This window comes from Burkholderia humptydooensis (assembly GCF_001513745.1).
GTDB lineage: Bacteria > Pseudomonadota > Gammaproteobacteria > Burkholderiales > Burkholderiaceae > Burkholderia > Burkholderia humptydooensis.
Genome location: NZ_CP013380.1, coordinates 3,982,143 through 4,004,094, shown reverse-complemented (window position 1 = coordinate 4,004,094; position 21,952 = coordinate 3,982,143). Strand labels below are relative to the sequence as shown.

Below are 21,952 nucleotides of genomic sequence, written 5' to 3'. Positions count from 1 at the left end.
ATGACCCAGTGGGAAGTCGTTATCGGCCTCGAGACGCACGCGCAACTGTCGACCGTCTCGAAGATTTTCTCGGGCGCGTCGACGCAGTTCGGCGCGGAACCGAACACGCAGGCGTGCCCCGTCGACCTCGCGCTGCCGGGCGTGCTGCCCGTGCTGAACCGCGGCGCGGTCGAGCGGGCGATCCGCTTCGGCCTCGCGATCGGCGCGACCGTCGCGCCGCGCAGCATCTTCGCGCGAAAGAATTATTTCTATCCGGATCTGCCGAAGGGCTATCAGATCAGCCAGTACGAGATTCCGGTCGTGCAGGGCGGCCAGATCACGATCCAGGTGCCCGCCAACGAAAAGGCCGGCAAGGACGCGTATTCGAAGACGGTCAACCTGACCCGCGCGCACCTCGAAGAGGACGCCGGCAAGTCGCTGCACGAGGACTTCGCGGGAATGACGGGCATCGACCTGAACCGCGCGGGCACGCCGCTCCTCGAGATCGTCACCGAGCCGGAAATGAGGAGCGCGGCCGAGGCGGTCGCATACGCGAAGGCGCTGCACGCCCTCGTCGTGTGGCTCGGCATCTGCGACGGCAACATGCAGGAAGGCTCGTTCCGCTGCGACGCAAACGTGTCGGTGCGCCCGCTCGGCCAGGAGAAGTTCGGCACGCGCGCCGAGATCAAGAACCTGAACTCGTTCCGCTTTCTCGAAGACGCGATCAACTATGAGGTGCGTCGCCAGATCGAGCTGATCGAGGACGGCGGCGAAGTCGTGCAGGAAACGCGCCTGTACGATCCGGACAAGCGCGAGACGCGCTCGATGCGCAGCAAGGAAGACGCGCACGACTACCGCTACTTCCCCGATCCGGACCTGATGCCGCTCGTGATCGGCGCGGACTGGATCGAGCGCGTGAAGGGCGAGATGCCCGAGCTGCCGGCCGCGATGCAGCAGCGCTTCGTCGAGCAGTACGGCGTGTCCGCCTATGACGCGGGCGTGCTGACGTCGACGAAGGCGATGGCCGCGTACTTCGAGGCCGTCGTCGCGAAGGCGGGTGCGGCCAACGCGAAGATCGCCGCGAACTGGCTGATGGGCGACGTTTCGTCGCAACTGAACCGCGACGGCGTCGAGATCGACGCGATTCCCGTGTCGGCCGCGCAGCTCGCGCTCGTGCTGCAGCGGATTGCCGACGGCACGATCTCGAACAAGATCGCGAAGGAAATCTTCGTGACGATCTGGGACGAGAAGGCGGCCGACGAAGGCGCGGCCGACCGTATCATCGAAGCGAAGGGCCTGAAGCAGATTTCCGACACGGGCGCGCTCGAGGCGATCATCGACGAGGTGCTCGCGGCGAACGCGAAATCGGTCGAGGAGTTCCACGCAGGCAAGGAAAAGGCGTTCAACGCGCTCGTCGGCCAGGCGATGAAGGCGACGAAGGGCAAGGCGAACCCGCAGCAGGTCAACGAGCTCCTGAAGAAGAAGCTCGGCTGAGCGGGCGCCGCCGAATTGAAGCCGCACTGATGCGAGCGGGCCGCCGCCGAACCGGCGTTCGGGGCGGCCCGCTCGCGTTTCGCGAAGCGCCGGGCCGCGCTTCGTGCAATACGAGAGGAGGTGTCGATGGCCAAGCAACCGTCGCTCGACGACTACCGCGTGCCGTATCACACGCGCGAAAAAGAAGCCGCCGCGTTCATGCTCGACGCGTTCGATCCGGCCGCGAAGCCGTTTTCGAACGGGGCGAAGGAAATCGACCGCGAGCGGCTGTCCGCCGTCGCGTTGCAGCTCGACACGCTGCAGGAGCGGCTGCATACGCAGCGGCACAAGCGCATGCTGCTCGTGCTGCAAGGGATGGACTCGAGCGGCAAGGACGGCACGGTGCGCGCGGTGTTCCACGAAGTCGACCCGCTCGGGCTGCGCATCGTGTCGTTCAAGGCGCCGACGCCCGTCGAGCTCTCGCACGACTTCCTCTGGCGCGTGCATGCGCAGGCGCCCGCCGCCGGCGAGCTGACGATCTTCAACCGCAGCCATTACGAGGACGTGCTCGTGCCGCGCGTGACGGGGGCGGTCGACAAGGCCGAGTGCGAGCGGCGCTACAAGCAGATCCGGCAGTTCGAGGAGATGCTCGCCGAATCCGGCACGCGGGTCGTCAAGTGCTTCCTGCACATCTCGAAGGACGAGCAGCGCGCCCGGTTGCAGGCGCGCATCGACGATCCGAACAAGCACTGGAAGTTCGACATTTCGGATCTCGAAGCGCGCAAGCACTGGGACGCATATCAGGCGGCCTACCGCGACGCGCTCGCCGCGACGTCGGCCGAGCATGCGCCGTGGTACGTGATTCCGGCCGATTCGAAGACGCATCGCAACGTGATGATCGCCGAGCTGCTGCTGCGCGAGCTGACCGCGATGAAGCTCGAATATCCGCCCGAGAAACCCGAGCTCGCCGGCATCAGGATTCAATAAACCGCAACGAAATCACGGGACGGAATTCACCATGCTGCGTGTCATCACCGCGAATCTGAACGGCATCCGCTCGGCCGCGAAAAAGGGCTTCTTCGACTGGCTCGGCGAGCAGAGCGCCGATTGCGTCTGCGTGCAGGAAATCAAGGTGTCGGCGGACGATCTGCCCGCCGAGTTCGTCGAGCCGCACGGCTTCCGAAGCTACTTCCATCACGCGGAGAAGAAGGGCTACAGCGGCGCGGGCCTCTACTCGCGCCGCGAGCCCGACGACGTGATCATCGGCTACGGCAGCAGCGAGTTCGATTCGGAGGGCCGTTACGTCGAGGCGCGCTTCGGCAAGCTGTCGGTCGTGTCGGTGTACGTGCCGTCCGGGTCGAGCGGCGACGAGCGCCAGCAGGCGAAGTACCGCTTCATGGACGAATTCATGCCGCACCTCGCCGAGCTGAAGGCGAAGCGCGAAGTGATCCTGTGCGGCGACGTGAACATCGTCCACAAGGAAATCGACATCAAGAACTGGAAGAGCAACCAGAAGAACTCCGGCTGTCTGCCGGAGGAGCGCGCATGGCTCACGAAGCTGTTCGACGAGGTGGGCTACGTCGACGTGTTCCGCACGCTCGATCAGCGGCCCGAGCAGTACACGTGGTGGAGCAACCGCGGTCAGGCCTATGCGAAGAACGTCGGGTGGCGGATCGATTACCAGATCGCGACGCCGGGGGTTGCCGGCACGGCAAAAAGCACGGCGATCTTCCGCGACGTCAAGTTCAGCGATCACGCGCCGCTCACGGTCGATTACGACTACAAGTGACGCGGCGGGCGGCCGCGCCGGTTCGCGTCCGTGAGCGCGGCCGGGCGCTCCGCGCGAGCCGAGGCGCGATGAAGAAAAACGGGCCGCGCGCGGCGCGTCAGCCGCGCCGCGCGTCACTGCGCATCATCCATTACGCGGCGCGCTGCGGCCTGACCGACCCGATATCGATCACGAACCGATATTTCACGTCGCTCTTCAGCATCCGCTCGTAGGCCGCGTTGATCTGCGACATCGGAATCACTTCGATGTCCGACGTGATGCCGTGCTGCGCGCAGAAATCGAGCATCTCCTGCGTCTCGGCGATGCCGCCGATCAGCGAGCCCGCGAGGCGGCGGCGCTTGAAGATCAGGTTGAACACCTGCGGCGACGGATGATCGTGCTCCGGCGCGCCGACGAGCGTCATCGTGCCGTCGCGCTTCAGCAGATGGAGGAACGGATTCAGATCGTGCTGCGCGGCGACCGTGTTCAGGATGAAGTCGAAGCTGTTCAGATGCGCGTTCATCTGCGCTTCGTCCTTCGAGATCACGACTTCGTGCGCGCCGAGCCGCTTGCCGTCCTCGATCTTCGACGGCGACGTCGTGAACAGCACGACGTGCGCGCCCATCGCCCGCGCGAGCTTCACGCCCATGTGGCCCAGGCCGCCCAGGCCGACGATGCCGACCTTCTTGCCGGGGCCCGCGCCCCACTGGCGCAGCGGCGAGTACGTCGTGATGCCCGCGCAGAGGAGCGGCGCCGCGCCCGCCGGGTCCAGCGTGTCGGGCACGCGCAGCACGAATGCCTCGTCGACGACGATCTGCGTCGAGTAGCCGCCGTACGTGATGTCGCCCGTTGCGCGGTCGCGGCCGTTGTAGGTGCTGACGAAACCGTTCTCGCAGTACTGCTCGAGCCCCTGCGCGCAGCTCGGGCACGTGCGGCAAGAATCGACGAGGCAGCCGACCCCGACGAGCTCGCCCGCCTTGAAGCGCGTGACCTGCGGACCGACGGCCGTCACGCGGCCGACGATCTCATGGCCCGGCACGATCGGGTACGTCGTGTTCTTCCATTCGTTGCGGACCTGGTGGAGATCGGAGTGGCAGACGCCGCAGTAGAGGATCTCGATCTGCACGTCGAGATCGCGCAGCGCGCGGCGCTGGAATTCGAACGGCGCGAGCGGCGTCGAGGCGCTCGTTGCCGCGTAAGCGTAAGTCGTGCTCATGAAGGCTCCTGACTCGAAAAGACGTGTGCCGCGCGCGGCCGCGGAATGCGGCGGCGCAGCGGCACGGGAGCAATCCTAAGCATGCGGCTGGACGCCCGGAATACCTGAAGATCTTGAAGGTTTGCCTATTTCTCTTGAATTTCGAGCGGAGTGCGGAAAGAAGACTGGTCCGGTGCTAGATTGCAAGCCTGTTTCTCTTGCGGCATGAAGGAAGCCCGATGAGTTTCGAACCCCTTTTCCCCGACGGCGGCGCGCGCCTGCAGCGCCGCATCCTCGCGTTGTTCGACCGGCTCGCGCCGAACGAAGGCTACACGCACGCCGTGATCGACGGCGTGCGCTTCATTCGCTCGAACCGGCCGGTGCCGCGGATGCCCGTGCTGTACGACCCGAGCATCGTCGTCGTGTGTCAGGGGCGCAAGCGCGGCTATGTCGGCGAGCAGACCTTCGTCTACGACGCGCAGCAGTATCTCGTGCTGTCGGTGCCGCTGCCGTTCGAGTGCGAGACGTTCGCGACGCCGGACGAGCCGTTTCTCGCGATTTCGATTCGCATCGATCTCGCGGTGATCGCCGAGCTCGCGATCCTGCTCGACGAGACGCACGGCGCGTCGATCAGCGAGCCGCGCGGCATCTATTCGACGCCGCTCGACGCGCCGCTCGCGGACGCGGTGCTGCGCCTGCTCGAGGCGCTCGCGTCGCCTGCCGACACGCGCGTGCTCGGGCCGGCGATCATGCGCGAGATCGGCTATCGCGTGCTGACGGGCGCGCAGGGCGACGCGATCCGCGCGGCGCTCGCGCAGCAGCATCATTTCGGGCGCGTCGCGAGGGCGCTGCGGCGAATCCATGCGGACCTGAGCGGCGAGCTCGACGTCGAGACGCTCGCGAGCGAAGCGGGGATGAGCCTCGCCGTGTTTCATGCGCAGTTCAAGAGCGTGACCGCGAGCTCGCCGATGCAGTACGTGAAGGCGATGCGGCTCCATCATGCGCGGCTGATGATGGTGCAGGACGGGCTGAACGCGGGCGCGGCGGCGGTGCGGGTCGGCTATGCGAGCGCGTCGCAGTTCAGCCGCGAGTTCAAGCGGCTGTTCGGGCGCAGTCCGAGCGACGAAGTGCGCTGGGTGCAGGCGGGCGGCCGGCAGCCGGTCGGGCTCGAGGCGGGAGAGTGATCGCGGGCGGCCGAGCGTGACGGGCGGGCCGAACGCGGAGCGCCGCGACGGATCGCGTGATCGACGCGCGAGCGGGGGCCGTCGACGCTGAGGACGAATGCGAACCGGTGTGCGAACCGGTTCGCGAGCCGTCGGCGACGCGGCGCGGACGCGGCCGCGAACAGCAACGCCTGGCCGCCGTCGCTCAGCGATTCGCCGCCGTGGCGCGCTGCTTCGCGCCGGCCGCGGCGTTCGCGCCCGCGTCGGCGTTCTTGACGAGCGCCTTCCGGTAGAGCGGCATCAGGTCGGCGAGGCGCTTGCGCAGATCGTTGCGGCGCCGCGTGTCGTACGGGTGCGTGTAGATGAAGCCGTTGTCCTTGTCGGCGCGCGTCGCGACCGCGAGCTTGTCCCACAGCGTGATCGCCGCGCGCGGATCGAAGCCCGCGCGCGCGGCGATGTCGCCGCCGATCACGTCGGCTTCGGTTTCGTCGGTCGGATCGTAGCGGACCGACGCGAAGCGCTCGATGATGCCGAGCGGCGCGGGCAGCGGCTCCGACAGCCCGAAGAGGGGCGGCAGCGGCGTCGCGCCCGTGCCGAGCGACGCGGCCTGCTGTTCGCCGAGGCTCGAGCGCGCATGCTCGCGCAGCGCGTGCGCGATCTCGTGCGCGAACAGTACGCCGAGTTCGTCGTCGGTGAGGCGCAGCCGGTCGAGCAGCCCGCTATCGACGAGCACCTTGCCGCCCGGCAGGCAGAACGCGCGGATCGAGCGCGAGCGCCGCACCTCGATTTCCCAGTTCCAACCCTTCACGCGCTCGCTCCACTTGACCGCATACGGCGCGAGCCGCGTGACGATCGTGCGCAGCCGCTTCACGCGCGCGTTGTTCGGCGGCAGCAGGCGCTCGCGCTGCACGGCGTCCTGCACGGTCTGCCGGTATTCGTTGTCGGTCAACTGTTCGAGGAGCGGCGACGGAATCAGGCTGCGGAACACGATCGCGTTGCCGTAGCGCACCTGCTGATCGCCGAGCCCATATGGCTGCGGATTGCCGGCGGGCGCGCCCGCCGGCGTCGCGGACGGCGGGCCGCCGTCGGCGACGAGCATCGGCTCGGCCATGCACAGCTCGAGCCCGAGCGCCGGGCCCGCGATGCCGAGCGCGACGCCGCTCGCGAACGTGAGCGCGGCGCGGGCGACGCGCAGCTTAGCCTGCACGGGCGGCCTCGTTGCCTGACATGCTGCCGTTCCACGGCGCGATCTTGAACAGCAGCAGCATCCCGGGAATGCCGAGCGCCGCGCAGACGAGGAAATAGTCGAACCAGCCGATCTGCGCCACGATGAAGCCGCTCGACGCCGACGCGAGCGTGCGCGGCACCGACGCGAGGCTCGTGAACAGCGCGAATTGCGTCGCGGTATAGCGCGGGTCCGTCGTGCTCGCGATGTACGCGGTGAACGCGGCGAGCGTGAGGCCCGTCGAGAACGTCTCGAAGCCGTAGATGGCGGCCATCAGCACGGGGTCCGGGCCCGCCTTCGCGAGCCACGCGAAGCCGAGCGTCGACACGATCTGCAGGACCCCGAAGATCCACAGCCCGCGCGCGATGCCGATCTTCACGAGCCACACGCCGCCGATGATGCCGCCCGCGAGGCTCGCCCAGAACGCGGTCGTCTTCGCGATCACGCCGATCTGCGTCTTGTTGAAGCCGAGGTCGAGGAAGAACGACGTCGACAGCGTTGTCGCCATCGTGTCGCCGAGCTTGTAGAGGAAGATGAAGCCGAGCACGAGCAGCGCGCCGCGCCAGCCGTCGCGGCCGATGAACTCGCGAAACGGCAGGATCACCGCCTCCGACAGGCTCTTCGGCGGCGCGCCGTGCACGTCCGGCTCGCGCACGACGAGCGTCATCAAGATGCCGGGCAGCATGAACGCGGCGGTGAGCGCGAACACGGCGTCCCACGGCAGATGGTCGGACAGGATCAGCGACAGCGAGCCGGGAATCAGCGCGGCGACCTTGTACGCGTTCACGTGCACCGCGTTGCCCAGGCCCTGTTCGGTGTCGCGCAGCAACTCGCGGCGGTATGCGTCGATCACGATGTCGGCGCTCGCGCCGAAGAACGCGACGAGCGTCGTCAGGGCGGCGACCGTCCAGATCGATTCGCGCGGCGACACGAAGCCGAGCGCGGCAATCGCGACGGCGACGAGCAACTGCGTGACGAGCATCCAGCCGCGCCGCCGCCCCGGCCGCCAGCCGGGCAGGCGCGGGATGAAGCGGTCCATCAGCGGCGCCCACAGGAACTTCCACGTGTAGGGGAACTGAATGAGCGCGAAGAGGCCGATTTCCTTCAGGTTCACGCCTTCCGAGCGCAGCCAGGCCTGCACCAGGTAGACGAGCGTGAAGAGCGGCAGTCCCGACGTGAAGCCGAGAAAGACGCAGATCAGCATGTGCGTGTTCAGAAACGCGCGCCAGCCCGGGTGATCCTCGTGGGCGTTGAGAGCGGGCGCGTCGTGCGGCGGTTTGGTCATCGAACTAAATACTAGGGTTGTCTCCGCTTGACGCGGTAGACCGCAAGACTACCACGCCAGTTCACTCCCCATCGAATCGGTTGCCCTTCGTGCAGCACCGCGCGGTCGAGAATCTCCACGCCGACTTCGGGCGCGAGCGCTTCGAAATCCTTGATCGTCAGCACCCGCACGTTCGGCGTGTTGTGCCATTGATAAGGCAGCGATTTCGACACCGGCATCCGGCCGCGCAGCACCGACAGCCGGTGCGCCCAATAGCCGAAGTTCGGGAACGACACGATGCATTCGCGCCCGACGCGCGCGGTTTCGCGCAGGATCGCGGCCGTCTGGTGGATCGTCTGCAGCGTCTGCGACAGGATCGCGAAATCGAAGCTGTGATCCTCGAAGAGGCGCAGGCCGTCCTCGAGATTCTGCTGGATCACGTTGATGCCGTTCTTCACGCTCGCGAGCACGCCCGCGTCGTTGATCTCGACGCCGTAGCCGGACACCTCCAGCTCCTCGGTCAGGAGCGACAGCAGCGACCCGTCGCCGCAGCCGAGATCGAGCACCGTCGAGCGCGGCTCGACCCAGCGCGCGATCGCGCGAAAGTCCGCGCGCGCGGACAGCGTATTCAGCGCCTGTTGATTCATGCGCCCACCTCCTCGGCAATCCGTTCGTAATAGGCGCGCACCACGTTGTGGTAGCGCGCGTCGTCGAGCAGGAACGCGTCATGCCCGTGCGGCGCATCGATCTCCGCGTACGACACCGAGCGCCGGTTGTCGAGCAGCGCCTTCACGATCTCGCGCGAGCGCGCGGGCGCGAAGCGCCAGTCGGTCGCGAAGCTCGCGACGAGATACTTCGCCTTCGTATGCGCGAGCGCCGCGCTCAGGTTGCCGTTGAACGCCTTCGCCGGATCGAAGTAGTCGAGCGCGCGCGTGATCAGCAGGTACGTGTTCGCGTCGAAGTAGTCGGCGAACTTGTCGCCCTGGTAGCGCAGGTACGATTCGACTTCGAACTCGACGTCGAAGTTGAAGTTGTACGCGTCGAGCGCGCCGTCCGCGCGGCGCAGCGCGCGACCGAATTTCTCGGCCATGTCGTCGTCGGACAGATACGTGATGTGGCCGATCATCCGCGCGACGCGCAGGCCGCGCCGCGGCTTCACGCCGTGCGCGTAGTAGTCGCCGCCGTGGAAATCGGGGTCCGACAGGATCGCCGAGCGCGCGACTTCGTTGAACGCGATGTTCTGCGCAGACAGCTTCGGCGTCGACGCGATGTCGATGCAGTGCGCGACCCGCTCCGGATACAGCAGGCTCCACGCGAGCGCCTGCATCCCGCCGAGGCTGCCGCCCATCACCGCGGCGAAGCGCTCGATGCCGAACGCATCGGCGACGCGCGCCTGCGCGTGCACCCAGTCCTCGACCGTCACGACGGGAAAGCGCGCGCCGTATGGCGTGCCCGTCGACGGATCGATGCTCATCGGCCCCGTCGAGCCGAAGCACGAGCCGAGATTGTTCACGCCGATCACGAAGAAGCGGTTCGTGTCGAGCGGCTTGCCGGGCCCGACCATGTTGTCCCACCAGCCGGTGCTGCGCGGATCGTCCGCGTAGACGCCCGCGACATGATGCGACGCGTTGAGCGCGTGGCAGACGAGCACCGCGTTCGAGCGCGCGGCGTTGAGCTCGCCGTAGGTCTCGACGACGAGCTGATAGTTGCCGAGCACGCTGCCGCTTTGCAGGCGCAGCGGTTCGGCGAAATGCATGGTTTGTGGGGCGACGACGCCGATCGATTCCATTCGTTCCGCCTTATGACTGGGCGGCTAAATGGTTGTCGGGCGTGCGCGGAAAGCGGGGAGCAGGCTGACGACCTCTTTAGCCGCATTTGTAGTGAACCGCCGGGACGACAGCCCCGGCCGGTTCGCGCGCCCGCAATCGAGTCAGCAAATCGGCGCGCTTTCCGAGCATCGCCGCAAAGCGGCGACGACAGTCGGGCAAGTATAACGGAAAAACTTCGGCGTCGCGGCGATGGAAGGGAATCGCGCAGGGCTTCCGCATGAAGGCCCCCATGAATCAAGGCTGAGAGCGGAAAAGGTTGTTGTAAACATTTGGCGTCTCAGGTTTACTCTCGATTTTTGCCGGACGAGAGATGCCAACGATCATGGACGCGTTTGCCGAACTGCGAGACCCGCGCTGCCGCGCCTGCCGTTATCCGTTGCAGGAAATCCTGTTTGCCGCCCTGTGCGCGGTTTTATGCGGCGTCGAGGACTGGGAAACGATGACACTGTGGGGCCGCACGCAGCTTGCTTGGCTGCGTAGCCATCTGGCGTATGAGAACGGCGTGCCGTCGCCCGATACGTTCCGGCGGGTATTCGGCGCGCTCAGTGCGAAAGCGTTTGAGCGCTGCTTCATCGACTGGGTCGGGCAACTGTGTCCGGCGCTGGCTGGCCAGCATGTGGCGATTGACGGCAAGGCGGTGCGCGGCAACCGTAGCGGCACGCATGCGGCGCTGCATTTGGTGTCGGCATGGTGCTCGAACAACGGCTTGAGCCTCGGGCAAGTGAGCACGGCCGATAAGAGCAATGAGATCACGGCGATCCCGGAATTGCTGGCCGCGCTCGATTTGCAGGGCGCGACGATAACGATCGACGCGATCGGCACGCAGCACGAGATCGCACGCACGATCGTGGAGGCCGGGGCCGACTACGTTCTGGCGGTCAAGGACAATCAGCCGCGACTGGCCGAAGGCGTGCGCCAGTGGTTTGCGGCTGCCCAGGACGGCAAGCTCGAAAGCTCGTACTGGGAGCACACCGAACATGACAAAGGCCACGGGCGGCTGGAGACCCGGGTTTGCCGGGTCAGCGATGATGTGGCGTGGCTGAGCGGGACAGGACAGCACTGGGCGGGTCTCCAGCGGCTGGTGATGCTTGAGCGCACACGCCAGATTGGCGAGAAAGTGACGACCGAGCGCTGTTACTACATCAGCTCGAAAGCGGTGAAAGCAACTGAGATGGCTCCGATCATCCGTGCTCATTGGGGCATCGAAAACCAACTGCACTGGGTCCTCGATGTCTCGTGGGGCGAGGATGCCAGCCTGATCCGCGACACCCTGGCCGCCCGCAACATGGCCAGTCTGCGCAAGATCACACTCAATCTCGCCCGGCTGGCTCAGAGTCGGCAGCCCAAGAAGGTGAGCCTGAAGAACATCCGTAACCTCGCCGCATGGGATACCGCTATGCGTGACTCCATCCTCGGCCTTGCCTGACATGCCTCTTCATGCGGAAGCCCTGGGGAATCGCGCGTCCGGCATTGCTTGCTTGCCGCTGCGGGCAGGATGCTTGCCGCGGCCCCGCGTGCCGTTACTGCAGGATCAGCCGCAACTGCGCGTCGGCGTGCTCGCCAGGCGCTTTCGTGAAGCCGCTCTTCGCATAGCGGTGCCAGCGGCCGAGCACGTAGCTGACGACGAGGCTCGCGCGCAGCGCCGGATCGTAGTCGTCCGGCAGCGGCACGGGCGGCGGCGGCGGGCCGCCGCCGTCCGCGTGCGCGCGGGCTTCGAGGAGCGCGACGCGCAGGCATTGCCTGATCGACGTCTCGATCCGCTCGAGCATCTGGTTGACGCGCTCGGCGAGGCGCTCGTGCTCGCCGACGAGCGCCTCGCCCGTCAGCACGCGTGTCATGCCGGGATTCTTCGCGGAGAAATTGAGCAGCATCAACGCGATCGAGCGCGCCTGCAGCACGCCGTTCGGCTCGTTCGCGGCGATCTGGTTGACGAGCCCGAAGAACGTTTCCTCGATGAATTCGATCAGGCCTTCGAACATCTGCGCCTTGCTCGAGAAATGCCGGTACAGCGCGGCCTCCGACACGTCGAGGCGCGCGGCGAGCGCAGCGGTCGTGATCTTCTCGCGCTTCGGCGATTCGAGCATCGACGCGAGCGTCTGCAGGATGTGCACGCGGCGCTCGCCCGGCTTCGGGCGCGCGCGGCTCGCGGAGGCGGCGTTGCGTTCGTCGTCCGCCGCTGCGGTTACTGCCGGGTCCTGCGGGTGAGTCGGCTGCATTTTTGTCGCCCCGATCGAGTGCCCAATCGCAGCGATTTTAGCGAACCAATGCGACGATCGACATAGTGCGGTCGTCCGTAGCTTGGCAGATGACCGGGCAGATGCCCCGTGATCCAGACGGTGCGCAGGCCGAGCCGCTTGTAGCGCTTCAGGTGGCCGCGCGTGTCCTCGACAAGGATCGCGTCGGACAGGCGCGCGTGCGCGGCGCGCATCGCCCGGCGCAGCATCGCCGCGTCGGGCTTCGCGCGCCACGCGCGGCGGTCGCGCATCTGCTCGATCGCGATCACGCGCTCGAACAGGCGTTCGATCCCCAGCTCGCGCAGCACCGCGCGCGCATACGCTTCTGGCGCATTCGTCAGCACGATCTTGCGGCCGGGCAGCGCGGCGACGAGCCGCGCAAGCCCGCGCTCCGCGCGCACCATCGGCGGCAGGTCGGCGAACGTGTGGACGACCTTCAGGAAATCGTGCGGATCGATCGGATGATGGCGCGCGAGGCCGAGGAGCGCCGCGCCGTAGCGGCGCGTGTAGTGGGTGCGCAGGTGATCGGCGTGCGCGCGCTTGACTTTCAGCGTATCGATGATGTACTGCGTCATCGCCTGGTTGATCGCCGGGAAGATCGCGTGCGACGCGTGGTGCAGCGTGTTGTCGAGGTCGAAGAGCCAGACGGGGCCGCCCGCCTGCGGGCGGGCGCGCGGCTTGCGCCGGCGTCCGGGCGTCTGCTCGCTCGCCGGCGGCGAGGCCGCGCGACGCGGCTGTCGGCGCGCGTTCAATGCGAGCGGATCATCGTGCCGAACGGCTGCTCGGTCAGGATTTCGAGCAGCACCGAGTGCTCGATGCGGCCGTCGACGATGTGGACCGACTTCACGCCGCTCTTCGCCGCGTCGAGCGCGGATGAGATCTTCGGCAGCATGCCGCCCGAGATCGTGCCGTCCTCGAAGAGCGCGTCGATCTCGCGCGCGGACAGGTCGGTCAGCAGGTTCCCTTCCTTGTCCATCACGCCGGGGATGTTCGTCATCATCACGAGCTTCTCGGCGTTCAGCACGGTTGCGAGCTTGCCCGCGACGAGGTCCGCGTTGATGTTGTACGACAGGCCGTCCTCGCCGAAGCCGATCGGCGAGATCACCGGGATGAACGCGTCGTCCTGCAGCGCCTTCACGACGGCCGGGTTGATCGCCTCCACCTCGCCGACCTGGCCGATGTCGACGTACTCGCCCGGGCTGTCGCGGTCCGGCATCATCAGCTTGCGCGCGTGGATGAGGCCGCCGTCCTTGCCCGTCAGGCCGACCGCGTGGCCGCCGAAATGGTTGATCAGCGTGACGATGTCCTGCTGCACCTCGCCGCCCAGCACCCATTCGACGACTTCCATCGTCTCTTCGTCGGTGACGCGCATCCCCTGGATGAACGTGCCCTGCTTGCCGATCTTCTTGAGCGCCTGGTCGATCTGCGGGCCGCCGCCGTGCACGATCACCGGGTTGATGCCGACGAGCTTCAGCAGGATCACGTCGCGCGCGAAGCCCTGCTTGAGCCGTTCTTCCGTCATCGCGTTGCCGCCGTATTTGATCACCACGGTCTTGCCGTGATAGCGGCGAATGTACGGCAGCGCTTCCGCGAGGATTTCGGCTTTCAGGGAGGGGGAGATCTGCGAGAGGTCAATCGGCTCGGACATGGCGGCGGCTCGGGTGCGAAACGTTGAAACAGGCGGAATTGTACAGGAGTGGCGCAGCGCAGCATGGGGTTTTTGGCCGTTCGGACGATGGGCGGCGCGCACATCGAAACCGGGCGCCGCGACCGGAAAAAGTGCGGTTTTCCTGCGCGATCCGCATGCAATTTCCGCGCGCGGCGCTTATGCTTGGCACGTGATGCCCGGCTGCGCGCCGCGAGGCGGCGGATCGCCGTTGCGGCCGGCGCAGACATTCACCCTTTTGTCGTTTTCGTCCCTGTCCTGGCTTGACCCGGCCCAATTGCGATGACCGAGCCCGCCGCCCCGTCCGGCCTGACCAGCAAGCGCTGCCCGTGCTGCGGCAGCGCGTTCGACTGCGGCGCCCGCACGCGTCCGTTCACCTGCTGGTGCGCGGCGATGCCGGCGCTGCCGGCGGGCGCGCAACCCGCGACGGGGGCGCGCTGCCTGTGCCCGGAATGCCTTGCCGACGAGATCGCCCGGCGTGTCGCGGCCGGCATGAGGGACGAAGGGACGGATCGCCCCGAGCGCGAAGACTGAGAAGGTAAACTGCGCGGATGCAACGAATCACCACTACCGGACGTGTCAACCTGAGCCATCTGTTCTGGTTGCGCAATCTGGCGATCATCGGCCAACTGGTCACGATCGCTGTCGTACAGACCTATTTCGGCGTTCATTTGCCGTTGCCCGCGATGCTGATGGTGATCGCGCTCGAAATCGTGTTCAACGCGCTCACGTGGGTGCGCGTGTTGCGCGCGCGGCCCGAGACCAATTTCGAGCTGCTCGGCCAACTGTGGGTCGACCTGGGCGCGCTTTCGGCGCTCCTCTTCCTGTCTGGCGGGACGACGAACCCGTTCGTTTCGCTGTACTTGCCGTCGCTCGCGATCGCGGCCGCGGTGCTGCCGTGGCACCTGATGATCTGGCTCGCGGCGTTCGCGGTCGCGTGCTACCTCGCGCTCGGCTTCGATTCGGTGCCGCTCAACCTGGATAATCCCGCGAATCTGTTCGATTATTTTCGTGCGGGCATGTGGGTGAACTTCATGGTGAGCGTCGGGCTCATCGCGTGGTTCGTCGCGCGGATGTCGAGCGCGCTGCGCCAGCGCGACGCGGCGCTCGGCGAGGCGCAGCAGGCGCTGTTGCGCGATGAGCGCGCGGTCGCGCTCGGCGTGCAGGCGGCCACCGTCGCGCACGAGATGGGCACGCCGCTGTCGACGATCGCGATGCTGACCGAGGAATTGCGCGAGGCCGCCCGCACGGACGCGGGGCTCGCGCGCTACGATGCGGACCTGAAGGTGCTCGAGGAGCAGATGTCGCAGTGCACGTCGGCGCTCGCGCGCCTGAGAAGCCGCGCATCGGAGCGGCCGAGCCGCGAGCCCGTGGGCGAGTGGCTCGACACGTTCGTCGAGCATTGGCGGCTGCGCCATCCGCACGTGCTGTTCGAGCAGTTGGGGCCGCAGCCCTCGGGCGTCGCGCTCGACGACACGGTCGCGGTCGGCCAGATCCTGACCATCCTGCTCGACAATGCCGCGCGCGCGAGCCGCGATCGCGTTACGCTGGCGGCAACGATCGCGCACGACGGCGCGCACGACGAAATCGAGTTCGAGGTCTGCGACAACGGGCCAGGCATCCCGGCCGCGTTGCGCGACACGCTCGGCGCGGCGCCCGTCGACAGCACGCAGGGCGGCCACGGGGTTGGCCTGTACCTCGCGTTCAGCGCGGCGGCGCGCCTGGGCGGCTCGATCGAGCTCGCCGACGCGCGGCCGCGCGGCACGCGGGCGATCCTGCGGCTGCCGGTCGCACGCCAGGTAGCGGCCGAGATGGCGAACGAAAACGGATAGACCAGATGGAGTGATGCAAATGAGCGACAAGAATTTCCTCGTGATCGACGACAACGAAGTGTTTGCCGGTACGCTGGCGCGCGGGCTCGAGCGCCGCGGCTACGTGGTGCGGCAGGCGCACAACAAGGACGAGGCGCTCAAGCTCGCGGGCGCCGAAAAGTTCCAGTTCATCACCGTCGACCTGCACCTCGGCAACGATTCGGGCCTGAGCCTCATCGCGCCGCTGTGCGATCTGCAGCCCGACGCGCGGATCCTCGTGCTGACCGGCTACGCGAGCATCGCGACCGCGGTGCAGGCGGTGAAGGACGGCGCGGACAACTACCTCGCGAAGCCGGCGAACGTCGAGTCGATCCTTGCGGCGCTGCAGACGAACGCGAGCGAGGTGCAGGCCGACGAGGCGCTCGAGAATCCGGTCGTGCTGTCGGTGGACCGGCTCGAATGGGAGCACATCCAGCGCGTGCTCGCGGAGAACAACAACAACATCTCGGCGACCGCGCGCGCGCTCAACATGCACCGCCGCACGCTGCAGCGCAAGCTCGCGAAGAAGCCGGTGCGGCAGTAAAAGGCGCGCCGCGGACGTCGGCCGGCGGCAGTTGACCCGCAGTTGACTCGCAGTTGACCAATGGCCGGTCGGCGGATGACCGGCCGCAGCCGGTCCGCAATCGATCGCCGGTTTCGACCGATCGACACCGAAGATCCGCTACGTGGCGCAACGAAAAACGGGCCGCCCCGCAAGGGACGGCCCGTTTTTCTCGAGCAACGGCGGCGAAGCCGCTTCGCGTCACAGCACGTAGCGCGACAGATCCTCGTCCTTCGACACCTCGCCGAGCGCGCGGTCGACATACGCTGCATCGATCGTCACGCTCTCGCCGGCGTGATTGCCCGCCGCGAACGACACTTCCTCGAGCAGCTTCTCGATCACCGTGTACAGGCGCCGCGCGCCGATGTTCTCGGTCTTCTCGTTGACCGCATACGCGATCTCGGCGAGCCGGCGGATGCCTTCGTCGGCGAATTCGAGCTTGACGTCCTCGGTTGCGAGGAGCGCCTGATACTGCTTGACGAGGCTCGCGTCGGTCGCGACGAGAATCGCTTCGAAATCCTTCACCGACAGCGACTCAAGCTCGACGCGGATCGGAAAGCGTCCCTGCAGCTCGGGAATCAGGTCGCTCGGCTTCGCGAGATGGAACGCGCCGCTCGCGATGAACAGGATGTGATCGGTCTTCACCATCCCGTACTTCGTGTTGATCGTCGTGCCTTCGACGAGCGGCAGCAGATCGCGCTGCACGCCCTGCCGCGACACCTCGCCGCCGCCGCCTTCGTGGTTGCGCGACGTGATCTTGTCGATCTCGTCGAGGAACACGATGCCGTTCTGCTCGACGTTCTGCACGGCCTTCGTCTTCACTTCCTCGTCGTTAAGCATCTTCGCCGCTTCCTCGTCGGTCAGCAGCTTCAGCGCCTCCTTGATCTTCACCTTGCGGCGCTGCTTCTTGCCGCCGCCCAGGTTCGAGAACATCGAGCGGATCTGCTCGGTCATCTCCTCCATGCCGGGAGGCGCCATGATGTCCATGCCGACCGTCGGCTGCTCGATGTCGAGCTCGATTTCCTTGTCGTCGAGCTGGCCTTCGCGCAGGCGCTTGCGAAACGTCTGGCGCGTCGCGTTGTTGTCGTCGTTCGCATGCTCGGCGCTCGCGCCGAAGCCCACCGCGCGCGGCTGCGGCAGCAGCACGTCGAGGATGCGGTCTTCGGCGAGATCGGTCGCCTTGCTGCGCACCTTGCGCATCTCCGTTTCGCGGGTCTGCTTGACCGAGATCTCGATCAGGTCGCGCACGATGCTGTCGACGTCGCGCCCGACGTAGCCGACTTCGGTGAACTTGGTCGCCTCGATCTTGATGAACGGCGCGTCGGCGAGCTTCGCCAGGCGCCGCGCGATCTCGGTCTTGCCGACGCCCGTCGGCCCGATCATCAGGATGTTCTTCGGCGTGATCTCCTGGCGCAGCGGCTCGGCGACCTGCTGGCGGCGCCAGCGGTTGCGCAGCGCGACCGCGACGGCCTTCTTCGCCTTGTCCTGGCCGATGATGTGCTTGTCGAGTTCCGAGACGATCTCGGCAGGGGTCATGGTGCTCACGGCTTCTCCTTACTCGATGGTCTCGATGATCCGGTTGTGGTTCGTATAGATGCACATGTCGCCCGCGATCTCGAGCGCCTTCTCGACGATCTCGCGCGGGGACAGATCGGTGTTCTCGGCGAGCGCGCGCGCGGCGGCCTGCGCATACGCGCCGCCCGAGCCGATCGCGCAGATCCCGCCCTCGGGGTCGAGCACGTCGCCGTTGCCGGTGATGACGAGCGTCGACGTCGCGTCGGCCGCGATCAGCATCGCTTCGAGGCGGCGCAACATGCGATCGGTGCGCCAGTCCTTCGCGAGCTCGACGGCCGCGCGCGTCAGGTTGCCCTGGTGCTTTTCGAGCTTCGCCTCGAAGCGGTCGAGGAGCGAGAACGCGTCGGCCGTGCCGCCCGCGAAGCCGACGAGCACCTGGTTGTTGTAGATGCGGCGCACCTTGCGCGCACCGCCCTTCATCACGATATTGCCGAGCGTGACCTGGCCGTCGCCGCCGAGCGCGACCTTGTCGCCACGCCGCACGGAGACGATCGTCGTGCCGTGAAATTGCTCCATCTGGATTCCTCGAGAAAGACGGGGGAGGCGGGACGCGCGAAGGCGCCGCCGCGTGCTGCGGCGCGCGCGAGCGGGGCCCTGCCGGCCGGCTCGACGCGCATGGTCTTCATTTTAGGGCGGGCGCCGCGATATCAAGGGCGGCGTGCGGCGGGCGCCGCCGCGGCGGAAAGCAAAGCGGCGGCGGGCAAAACAAAAGCGCGCGGCAGGCCGCGCGCTTTGGACAAAGCGTGTGAGGCGCGGAAGGCGGGCCGCGCCGGGTGGGTGTCAGTCGCCGAACAGCTTCTGACGCAGCTCGCGGCGCTCCTGCGCTTCGAGCGACAGCGTGGCCGTCGGACGTGCGAGCAGACGCGGGATGCCGATCGGCTCGCCCGTCTCTTCGCACCAGCCGTACTCGCCCGATTCGATGCGGGCGAGCGATTGCTGGACCTTCTTGAGAAGCTTGCGTTCGCGGTCGCGCGTGCGCAGTTCGAGCGCGTGCTCTTCCTCGATCGTCGCGCGATCGGCGGGGTCCGGCACGATCACCGTTTCGCGCAGATTCTCGGTCGTCTGGCCCGCATTGCGGAGAATTTCCGCCTGCAATTGTTCGAGCCGATTTTTGAAGAAGGCGAGCTGATCCTCATTCATGTAATCCTTGTCGCTCATCTTCAGGATTTCGGCTTCGGTCAAGAGTTTCTTCGTCATCTGCTTGCTTCTTCAATGTGCGGCGAATCCATGGATATTGCCCGCACTTTGGGATTACCCGCAACAGCCCTTGCAATTGTTTGCCATTCGCTGTGACGGGGCCGAAAGCCTCCGGATACCCGGCCCGTTTCGTTCAGTACTCCCTCGGGGACCGGATTGCGCGTGACCGGCGGGCGGCCGTCCCCTGCGCTCTACCTGCCGCCCGGGCTTCACGCGAGGATCGGGCCTGCCGCCGCCCTTCTCCAGCGGGCAGGTATTGTAACTGAATCGCAAGCCCTCGCCGTATCGGGTCGATCCCCTGCCGGTCAAGCGGTATCCTGAAAATATAACCCGCAAATCAGGAAAAAGCGATGACGGCCGTGCGCCGGCCCGGCGGGCTTCCCGGCGGGCGGCAGGTTACGCGAGGCAGGCGTCGAGGCCGTCGGTGATGAGGTCGCGCGGCAGGTCGACGCCGATGAACACCATCTTGTTGGTCTTCTTCTCGACCGGCAGCCACTTCGCGGCGAGATCGCTGCCCATCATCTGGTGCACGCCCTGGAACACGACCTTGCGGTCGACGCCCTTCATGTACAGCACGCCCTTGTAGCGCAGCATCCGCTCGCCGTAGATCTGCAGGATCCCGCCCAGGAAGTCTTCGAGCTTGTTCGGATCGAACGGGCGATCGTTGCGGTAGACGAACGACTTGATCTTGTCGTCGTGGTGCGCGTGATGATGATGGTGGCCGTGCTCGTGATCGTGCTCGCAATGGCCGTGATCGTGATCGCAATGCGCGTGATCGTGGTCGTGATCGTGGTGATGCGCGTGCTCGTGCTCGTCTTCCGCGAGGAAGTCCGGATCGATCTCGAGCTTCGCGTTCAGGTTGAAGCCGCGCAGGTCGAAGATCTCCTTGATGTCCGCATCGCCGAAGTTCACGACCTTGATCGCCGCCCTCGGGTTCATGTGCAGCAGGCGGTGCTTCAGCTCGGACACCGTCTCGTCGTCGACGAGGTCCGCCTTCGTGATGAACAGGCGATCGGCGAAGCCGACCTGCCGCTGCACGACCTCGTGCTCGTCGAGCTGCGTGTCGGCGTGCTTCGCGTCGACGAGCGTGATGACCGCATCGAGCAGGAATTCGTCGGCGATCTCGCTGTCGATGAAGAACGTCTGCGCGACGGGGCCCGGATTCGCGAGGCCCGTCGTCTCGATCACCACGCGGTCGAAGTCGAACTTGCCGTCGCGCTTGTTCGCGGCGAGCTCGGCGAGCACGCGCGCGAGGTCGCCGCGGATCGTGCAGCAGATGCAGCCGTTGCTCATCTGGATGATCTGCTCGTTCGAATCCTGGACGAGGATTTCGTTGTCGATGTTTTCTTCGCCGAACTCGTTTTCGATCACGGCGATTTTCATGCCGTGCTGTTCGTTCAGGATGCGCTTGAGCAGCGTCGTCTTGCCGCTGCCGAGGAAGCCCGTGAGGATGGTGACGGGAATGGCCATGTCGTCGGTCGCCTGTGGTTCGTGAAACGGGGTCAAAACGGCTGGAAGCAGCGCGCCCGGCGAAACTTTTTCGAGCGCTCAGCCGTTTATTGAAACATACCTGTCAAGCCCCCGCTGCCGGCCGGACGGCCGGCGCGGCGCGGGCTCGCACAGCGCCGCCCGCTCAGATCGGGGCGATCACGCGATTTGCAACAGCAGCCCCTTCAGATATTCGCCTTCGGGGAACGCGGTCAGGAGCGGGTGATCGACGCCCGCGCCGAGCCGCTTCAGGAGCCGCGCGTCGACCTTCGCGTCGGCCGCCGCGCCCGCGACGATCTTCTGGAACAGGTCCATGTCGATCGCGCCCGAGCACGAGTACGTGAACAGCAGGCCGCCCGGGCGCAGCAGCTTGAAGCCGCTCAGGTTGATGTCCTTGTACGCGCGCGCCGCGCGCTCGACGCTGTCGCGCGTCGGCGCGAACTTCGGCGGGTCGAGCACGATCAGGTCGAAGCGCTCGCCTTCATCGACGAGACGGCGCAGCGTCCTGAACGCGTCGGCGTCGAGCCACTCGGCGCGCGCGGCGTCGAAGCCGTTCGCGGCGACGTTGCGCTGCGCGAGCGCGAGCGCGTCGCCCGACGAATCGATCGACACGACCCGCTTCGCGCCGCCCTTGAGCGCCGCGAGCGAGAAGCCGCCCGTGTAGCAGAAGCAGTTGAGCACGTCGCGCTCGCGCGCGTACTGCGCGACGAGCGCGCGGTTCTCGCGCTGGTCGACGTAGAAGCCCGTCTTGTGGCCGTTGCGGACGTCGACGTGATACAGCACGCCGTTCTCGTTCGCGATCAGCGTGTCGGGCGGCGCGTCGCCCGCGAGCACGCCCGTCGTCTGCTCGAGCCCTTCCTTCTCGCGGATCGATACGTCCGAGCGCTCGTAGACGTTCGGGCAACCGGTCGCCGCGACGAGCGCCGCGACGATCGCGTCCTTCCAGTGCTCGACGCCCGCCGCCATGAACTGGCAGACGAGCTGGCCGCGGCCCGCGCCTTCGCCCGGCGCGGCCTGCTGCGCCGCATCGCCTTCGGTGGCGCGCGCGGCGGCGTCGCCGGCGGGGATCGGCGCCGCGACGTAGTGATCGACGATGAGCCCCGGCAGCCCGTCCGCCTCGCCGAACACGAGACGCACCGCGCCCGTGCCCGCGATCATCGCGCGGCGATGCGCGATCGCGCGCTGCACGCGCCGCTTGAAGAACGCGTGGTCGATCGGCTCGTTCTCGTCGAAGCTCCACGCGCGCAGGCGGATCTGCGAATGCGGGCTGTACGCCGCGCGCGCGAGGAAGCGCCCGTCGTGCGCGCGAACGATGACGGTCGCGCCGGGCGCGGGCTTGCCGTCGACGCGGTCGATCGCGTTCGCGTAGACCCACGGATGGCGGCGCAGCAGGGATTTGTCTTTCGACGGCTTGAGCGTAACGGTATGCATGTCGGGATCGAAAAAGCCGCGCCGGGCGCGGCGGAGTGTGATTCGGTGATTCA

General features: G+C 66.8%; 21 protein-coding genes. 8 read left to right on the top strand and 13 right to left on the bottom strand.

Annotation, left to right across the window (positions count from 1 at the left end; translation table 11 throughout):
* The 3 genes from gatB to AQ610_RS17915 all read left to right on the top strand — a co-directional run bounded on the left by gatB (position 1) and on the right by AQ610_RS17915 (position 3,241).
* Positions 1–1,473, top strand: coding sequence for an Asp-tRNA(Asn)/Glu-tRNA(Gln) amidotransferase subunit GatB (gatB, locus tag AQ610_RS17925; RefSeq protein WP_006024115.1), 1,473 nt, complete (start codon positions 1–3; stop codon positions 1,471–1,473).
* Positions 1,474–1,599: 126 nt separating this feature from the next.
* Positions 1,600–2,439: a PPK2 family polyphosphate kinase gene (locus AQ610_RS17920; protein WP_009910957.1), complete on the top strand. Its 840-nt coding sequence runs from the start codon at positions 1,600–1,602 to the stop codon at positions 2,437–2,439.
* Positions 2,440–2,470: 31 nt separating this feature from the next.
* A complete protein-coding gene (locus tag AQ610_RS17915; RefSeq protein WP_006024117.1) occupies positions 2,471–3,241 on the top strand; it encodes an exodeoxyribonuclease III in 771 nt (256 codons plus the stop codon).
* Between the two features lie 130 nt (positions 3,242–3,371).
* Here the strand turns inward: AQ610_RS17915 and AQ610_RS17910 are convergent, their stop codons facing one another.
* Positions 3,372–4,436: an NAD(P)-dependent alcohol dehydrogenase gene (locus tag AQ610_RS17910; RefSeq protein WP_006024118.1), complete on the bottom strand. Its 1,065-nt coding sequence runs from the start codon at positions 4,434–4,436 to the stop codon at positions 3,372–3,374.
* 218 nt (positions 4,437–4,654) lie between these two features.
* Between AQ610_RS17910 and AQ610_RS17905 the strand changes: the two genes are divergently transcribed.
* The gene (locus AQ610_RS17905; RefSeq protein WP_006024119.1) at positions 4,655–5,599 is read left to right on the top strand and encodes an AraC family transcriptional regulator; all 945 of its coding nucleotides are present in this window, start codon (positions 4,655–4,657) and stop codon (positions 5,597–5,599) included.
* 184 nt (positions 5,600–5,783) lie between these two features.
* On the opposite strand, the gene AQ610_RS17900 is transcribed toward AQ610_RS17905, so the two are convergent.
* Genes AQ610_RS17900 through metX form a run of 4 tightly spaced genes read right to left on the bottom strand, consistent with a single transcriptional unit; the run spans position 5,784 to position 9,856 of the window.
* Positions 5,784–6,785 carry a M48 family metallopeptidase gene (locus AQ610_RS17900; protein ID WP_006024120.1) on the bottom strand — a complete coding sequence of 334 codons (1,002 nt, stop codon included), beginning with the start codon at positions 6,783–6,785 and terminating at the stop codon, positions 5,784–5,786.
* Positions 6,775–8,088: an AmpG family muropeptide MFS transporter gene (locus tag AQ610_RS17895; protein ID WP_006024121.1), complete on the bottom strand. Its 1,314-nt coding sequence runs from the start codon at positions 8,086–8,088 to the stop codon at positions 6,775–6,777. Before AQ610_RS17895 ends, AQ610_RS17900 begins: the two co-directional genes overlap by 11 nt.
* 11 nt (positions 8,089–8,099) lie before the next feature.
* Positions 8,100–8,714: a methionine biosynthesis protein MetW gene (metW, locus tag AQ610_RS17890; RefSeq protein ID WP_006024122.1), complete on the bottom strand. Its 615-nt coding sequence runs from the start codon at positions 8,712–8,714 to the stop codon at positions 8,100–8,102.
* The gene (metX, locus tag AQ610_RS17885; RefSeq protein WP_009910959.1) at positions 8,711–9,856 is read right to left on the bottom strand and encodes a homoserine O-succinyltransferase MetX; all 1,146 of its coding nucleotides are present in this window, start codon (positions 9,854–9,856) and stop codon (positions 8,711–8,713) included. Before metX ends, metW begins: the two co-directional genes overlap by 4 nt.
* A gap of 350 nt (positions 9,857–10,206) precedes the next feature.
* Between metX and AQ610_RS17880 the strand changes: the two genes are divergently transcribed.
* Positions 10,207–11,322 carry an ISAs1 family transposase gene (locus AQ610_RS17880; protein WP_006029871.1) on the top strand — a complete coding sequence of 372 codons (1,116 nt, stop codon included), beginning with the start codon at positions 10,207–10,209 and terminating at the stop codon, positions 11,320–11,322.
* A gap of 94 nt (positions 11,323–11,416) precedes the next feature.
* On the opposite strand, the gene slmA is transcribed toward AQ610_RS17880, so the two are convergent.
* From slmA to argB, 3 genes are read right to left on the bottom strand one after another with little or no spacing between them, the layout of a single operon-like run.
* Complete coding sequence (gene slmA, locus AQ610_RS17875) at positions 11,417–12,112, bottom strand: nucleoid occlusion factor SlmA (protein ID WP_006024125.1); 696 nt, start codon at positions 12,110–12,112, stop codon at positions 11,417–11,419.
* A complete protein-coding gene (locus AQ610_RS17870; RefSeq protein WP_006024126.1) occupies positions 12,079–12,882 on the bottom strand; it encodes a pyrimidine 5'-nucleotidase in 804 nt (267 codons plus the stop codon). The genes slmA and AQ610_RS17870 overlap by 34 nt, the downstream gene beginning before the upstream one ends.
* Positions 12,879–13,778 (bottom strand): acetylglutamate kinase, encoded by a 900-nt coding sequence (gene argB / locus AQ610_RS17865; protein ID WP_006024127.1) that lies wholly within the window; start codon positions 13,776–13,778, stop codon positions 12,879–12,881. The genes AQ610_RS17870 and argB overlap by 4 nt, the downstream gene beginning before the upstream one ends.
* Before the next feature lie 300 nt (positions 13,779–14,078).
* On the opposite strand from argB, the gene AQ610_RS17860 reads away from it, so the two are divergent.
* The 3 genes from AQ610_RS17860 to AQ610_RS17850 are packed head-to-tail and all read left to right on the top strand — an operon-like array spanning position 14,079 to position 16,190.
* Positions 14,079–14,330: a cysteine-rich CWC family protein gene (locus AQ610_RS17860; RefSeq protein ID WP_043281907.1), complete on the top strand. Its 252-nt coding sequence runs from the start codon at positions 14,079–14,081 to the stop codon at positions 14,328–14,330.
* Positions 14,331–14,347: 17 nt separating this feature from the next.
* Positions 14,348–15,628, top strand: a complete 1,281-nt coding sequence (locus AQ610_RS17855; RefSeq protein ID WP_006024129.1) for an ATP-binding protein — start codon at positions 14,348–14,350, stop codon at positions 15,626–15,628.
* A gap of 19 nt (positions 15,629–15,647) precedes the next feature.
* Complete coding sequence (locus tag AQ610_RS17850; protein WP_006024130.1) at positions 15,648–16,190, top strand: response regulator transcription factor; 543 nt, start codon at positions 15,648–15,650, stop codon at positions 16,188–16,190.
* A gap of 219 nt (positions 16,191–16,409) precedes the next feature.
* Here AQ610_RS17850 and hslU read toward each other — a convergent pair whose 3' ends face one another.
* The 5 genes from hslU to AQ610_RS17825 all read right to left on the bottom strand — a co-directional run bounded on the left by hslU (position 16,410) and on the right by AQ610_RS17825 (position 21,899).
* Complete coding sequence (hslU, locus tag AQ610_RS17845) at positions 16,410–17,753, bottom strand: ATP-dependent protease ATPase subunit HslU (RefSeq protein ID WP_006024131.1); 1,344 nt, start codon at positions 17,751–17,753, stop codon at positions 16,410–16,412.
* Between the two features lie 9 nt (positions 17,754–17,762).
* Positions 17,763–18,299: an ATP-dependent protease subunit HslV gene (hslV, locus tag AQ610_RS17840; protein WP_006024132.1), complete on the bottom strand. Its 537-nt coding sequence runs from the start codon at positions 18,297–18,299 to the stop codon at positions 17,763–17,765.
* Between the two features lie 264 nt (positions 18,300–18,563).
* Complete coding sequence (dksA, locus tag AQ610_RS17835; protein ID WP_006024133.1) at positions 18,564–18,980, bottom strand: RNA polymerase-binding protein DksA; 417 nt, start codon at positions 18,978–18,980, stop codon at positions 18,564–18,566.
* 396 nt (positions 18,981–19,376) lie between these two features.
* Positions 19,377–20,450, bottom strand: a complete 1,074-nt coding sequence (locus AQ610_RS17830; protein WP_006024134.1) for a CobW family GTP-binding protein — start codon at positions 20,448–20,450, stop codon at positions 19,377–19,379.
* A 177-nt stretch (positions 20,451–20,627) separates the two neighbouring features.
* The gene (locus tag AQ610_RS17825; protein WP_006024135.1) at positions 20,628–21,899 is read right to left on the bottom strand and encodes a class I SAM-dependent rRNA methyltransferase; all 1,272 of its coding nucleotides are present in this window, start codon (positions 21,897–21,899) and stop codon (positions 20,628–20,630) included.
* Between the last annotated feature and the right edge of the window lie 53 nt (positions 21,900–21,952).

Excerpts from the sequence above, each read along its gene's own strand:
- gatB (WP_006024115.1), top strand. The coding sequence starts at position 1 with ATGACCCAGTGGGAAGTCGTTATCGGCCTCGAGACGCACGCGCAACTG.
- AQ610_RS17920 (WP_009910957.1), top strand. The coding sequence starts at position 1,600 with ATGGCCAAGCAACCGTCGCTCGACGACTACCGCGTGCCGTATCACACG.
- AQ610_RS17915 (WP_006024117.1), top strand. The coding sequence starts at position 2,471 with ATGCTGCGTGTCATCACCGCGAATCTGAACGGCATCCGCTCGGCCGCG.
- AQ610_RS17910 (WP_006024118.1), bottom strand. The coding sequence starts at position 4,436 with ATGAGCACGACTTACGCTTACGCGGCAACGAGCGCCTCGACGCCGCTC.
- AQ610_RS17905 (WP_006024119.1), top strand. The coding sequence starts at position 4,655 with ATGAGTTTCGAACCCCTTTTCCCCGACGGCGGCGCGCGCCTGCAGCGC.
- AQ610_RS17895 (WP_006024121.1), bottom strand. The coding sequence starts at position 8,088 with ATGACCAAACCGCCGCACGACGCGCCCGCTCTCAACGCCCACGAGGAT.
- metW (WP_006024122.1), bottom strand. The coding sequence starts at position 8,714 with ATGAATCAACAGGCGCTGAATACGCTGTCCGCGCGCGCGGACTTTCGC.
- metX (WP_009910959.1), bottom strand. The coding sequence starts at position 9,856 with ATGGAATCGATCGGCGTCGTCGCCCCACAAACCATGCATTTCGCCGAA.
- AQ610_RS17880 (WP_006029871.1), top strand. The coding sequence starts at position 10,207 with ATGCCAACGATCATGGACGCGTTTGCCGAACTGCGAGACCCGCGCTGC.
- slmA (WP_006024125.1), bottom strand. The coding sequence starts at position 12,112 with ATGCAGCCGACTCACCCGCAGGACCCGGCAGTAACCGCAGCGGCGGAC.
- argB (WP_006024127.1), bottom strand. The coding sequence starts at position 13,778 with ATGTCCGAGCCGATTGACCTCTCGCAGATCTCCCCCTCCCTGAAAGCC.
- AQ610_RS17860 (WP_043281907.1), top strand. The coding sequence starts at position 14,079 with ATGACCGAGCCCGCCGCCCCGTCCGGCCTGACCAGCAAGCGCTGCCCG.
- AQ610_RS17855 (WP_006024129.1), top strand. The coding sequence starts at position 14,348 with ATGCAACGAATCACCACTACCGGACGTGTCAACCTGAGCCATCTGTTC.
- AQ610_RS17850 (WP_006024130.1), top strand. The coding sequence starts at position 15,648 with ATGAGCGACAAGAATTTCCTCGTGATCGACGACAACGAAGTGTTTGCC.
- hslV (WP_006024132.1), bottom strand. The coding sequence starts at position 18,299 with ATGGAGCAATTTCACGGCACGACGATCGTCTCCGTGCGGCGTGGCGAC.
- dksA (WP_006024133.1), bottom strand. The coding sequence starts at position 18,980 with ATGACGAAGAAACTCTTGACCGAAGCCGAAATCCTGAAGATGAGCGAC.
- AQ610_RS17830 (WP_006024134.1), bottom strand. The coding sequence starts at position 20,450 with ATGGCCATTCCCGTCACCATCCTCACGGGCTTCCTCGGCAGCGGCAAG.
- AQ610_RS17825 (WP_006024135.1), bottom strand. The coding sequence starts at position 21,899 with ATGCATACCGTTACGCTCAAGCCGTCGAAAGACAAATCCCTGCTGCGC.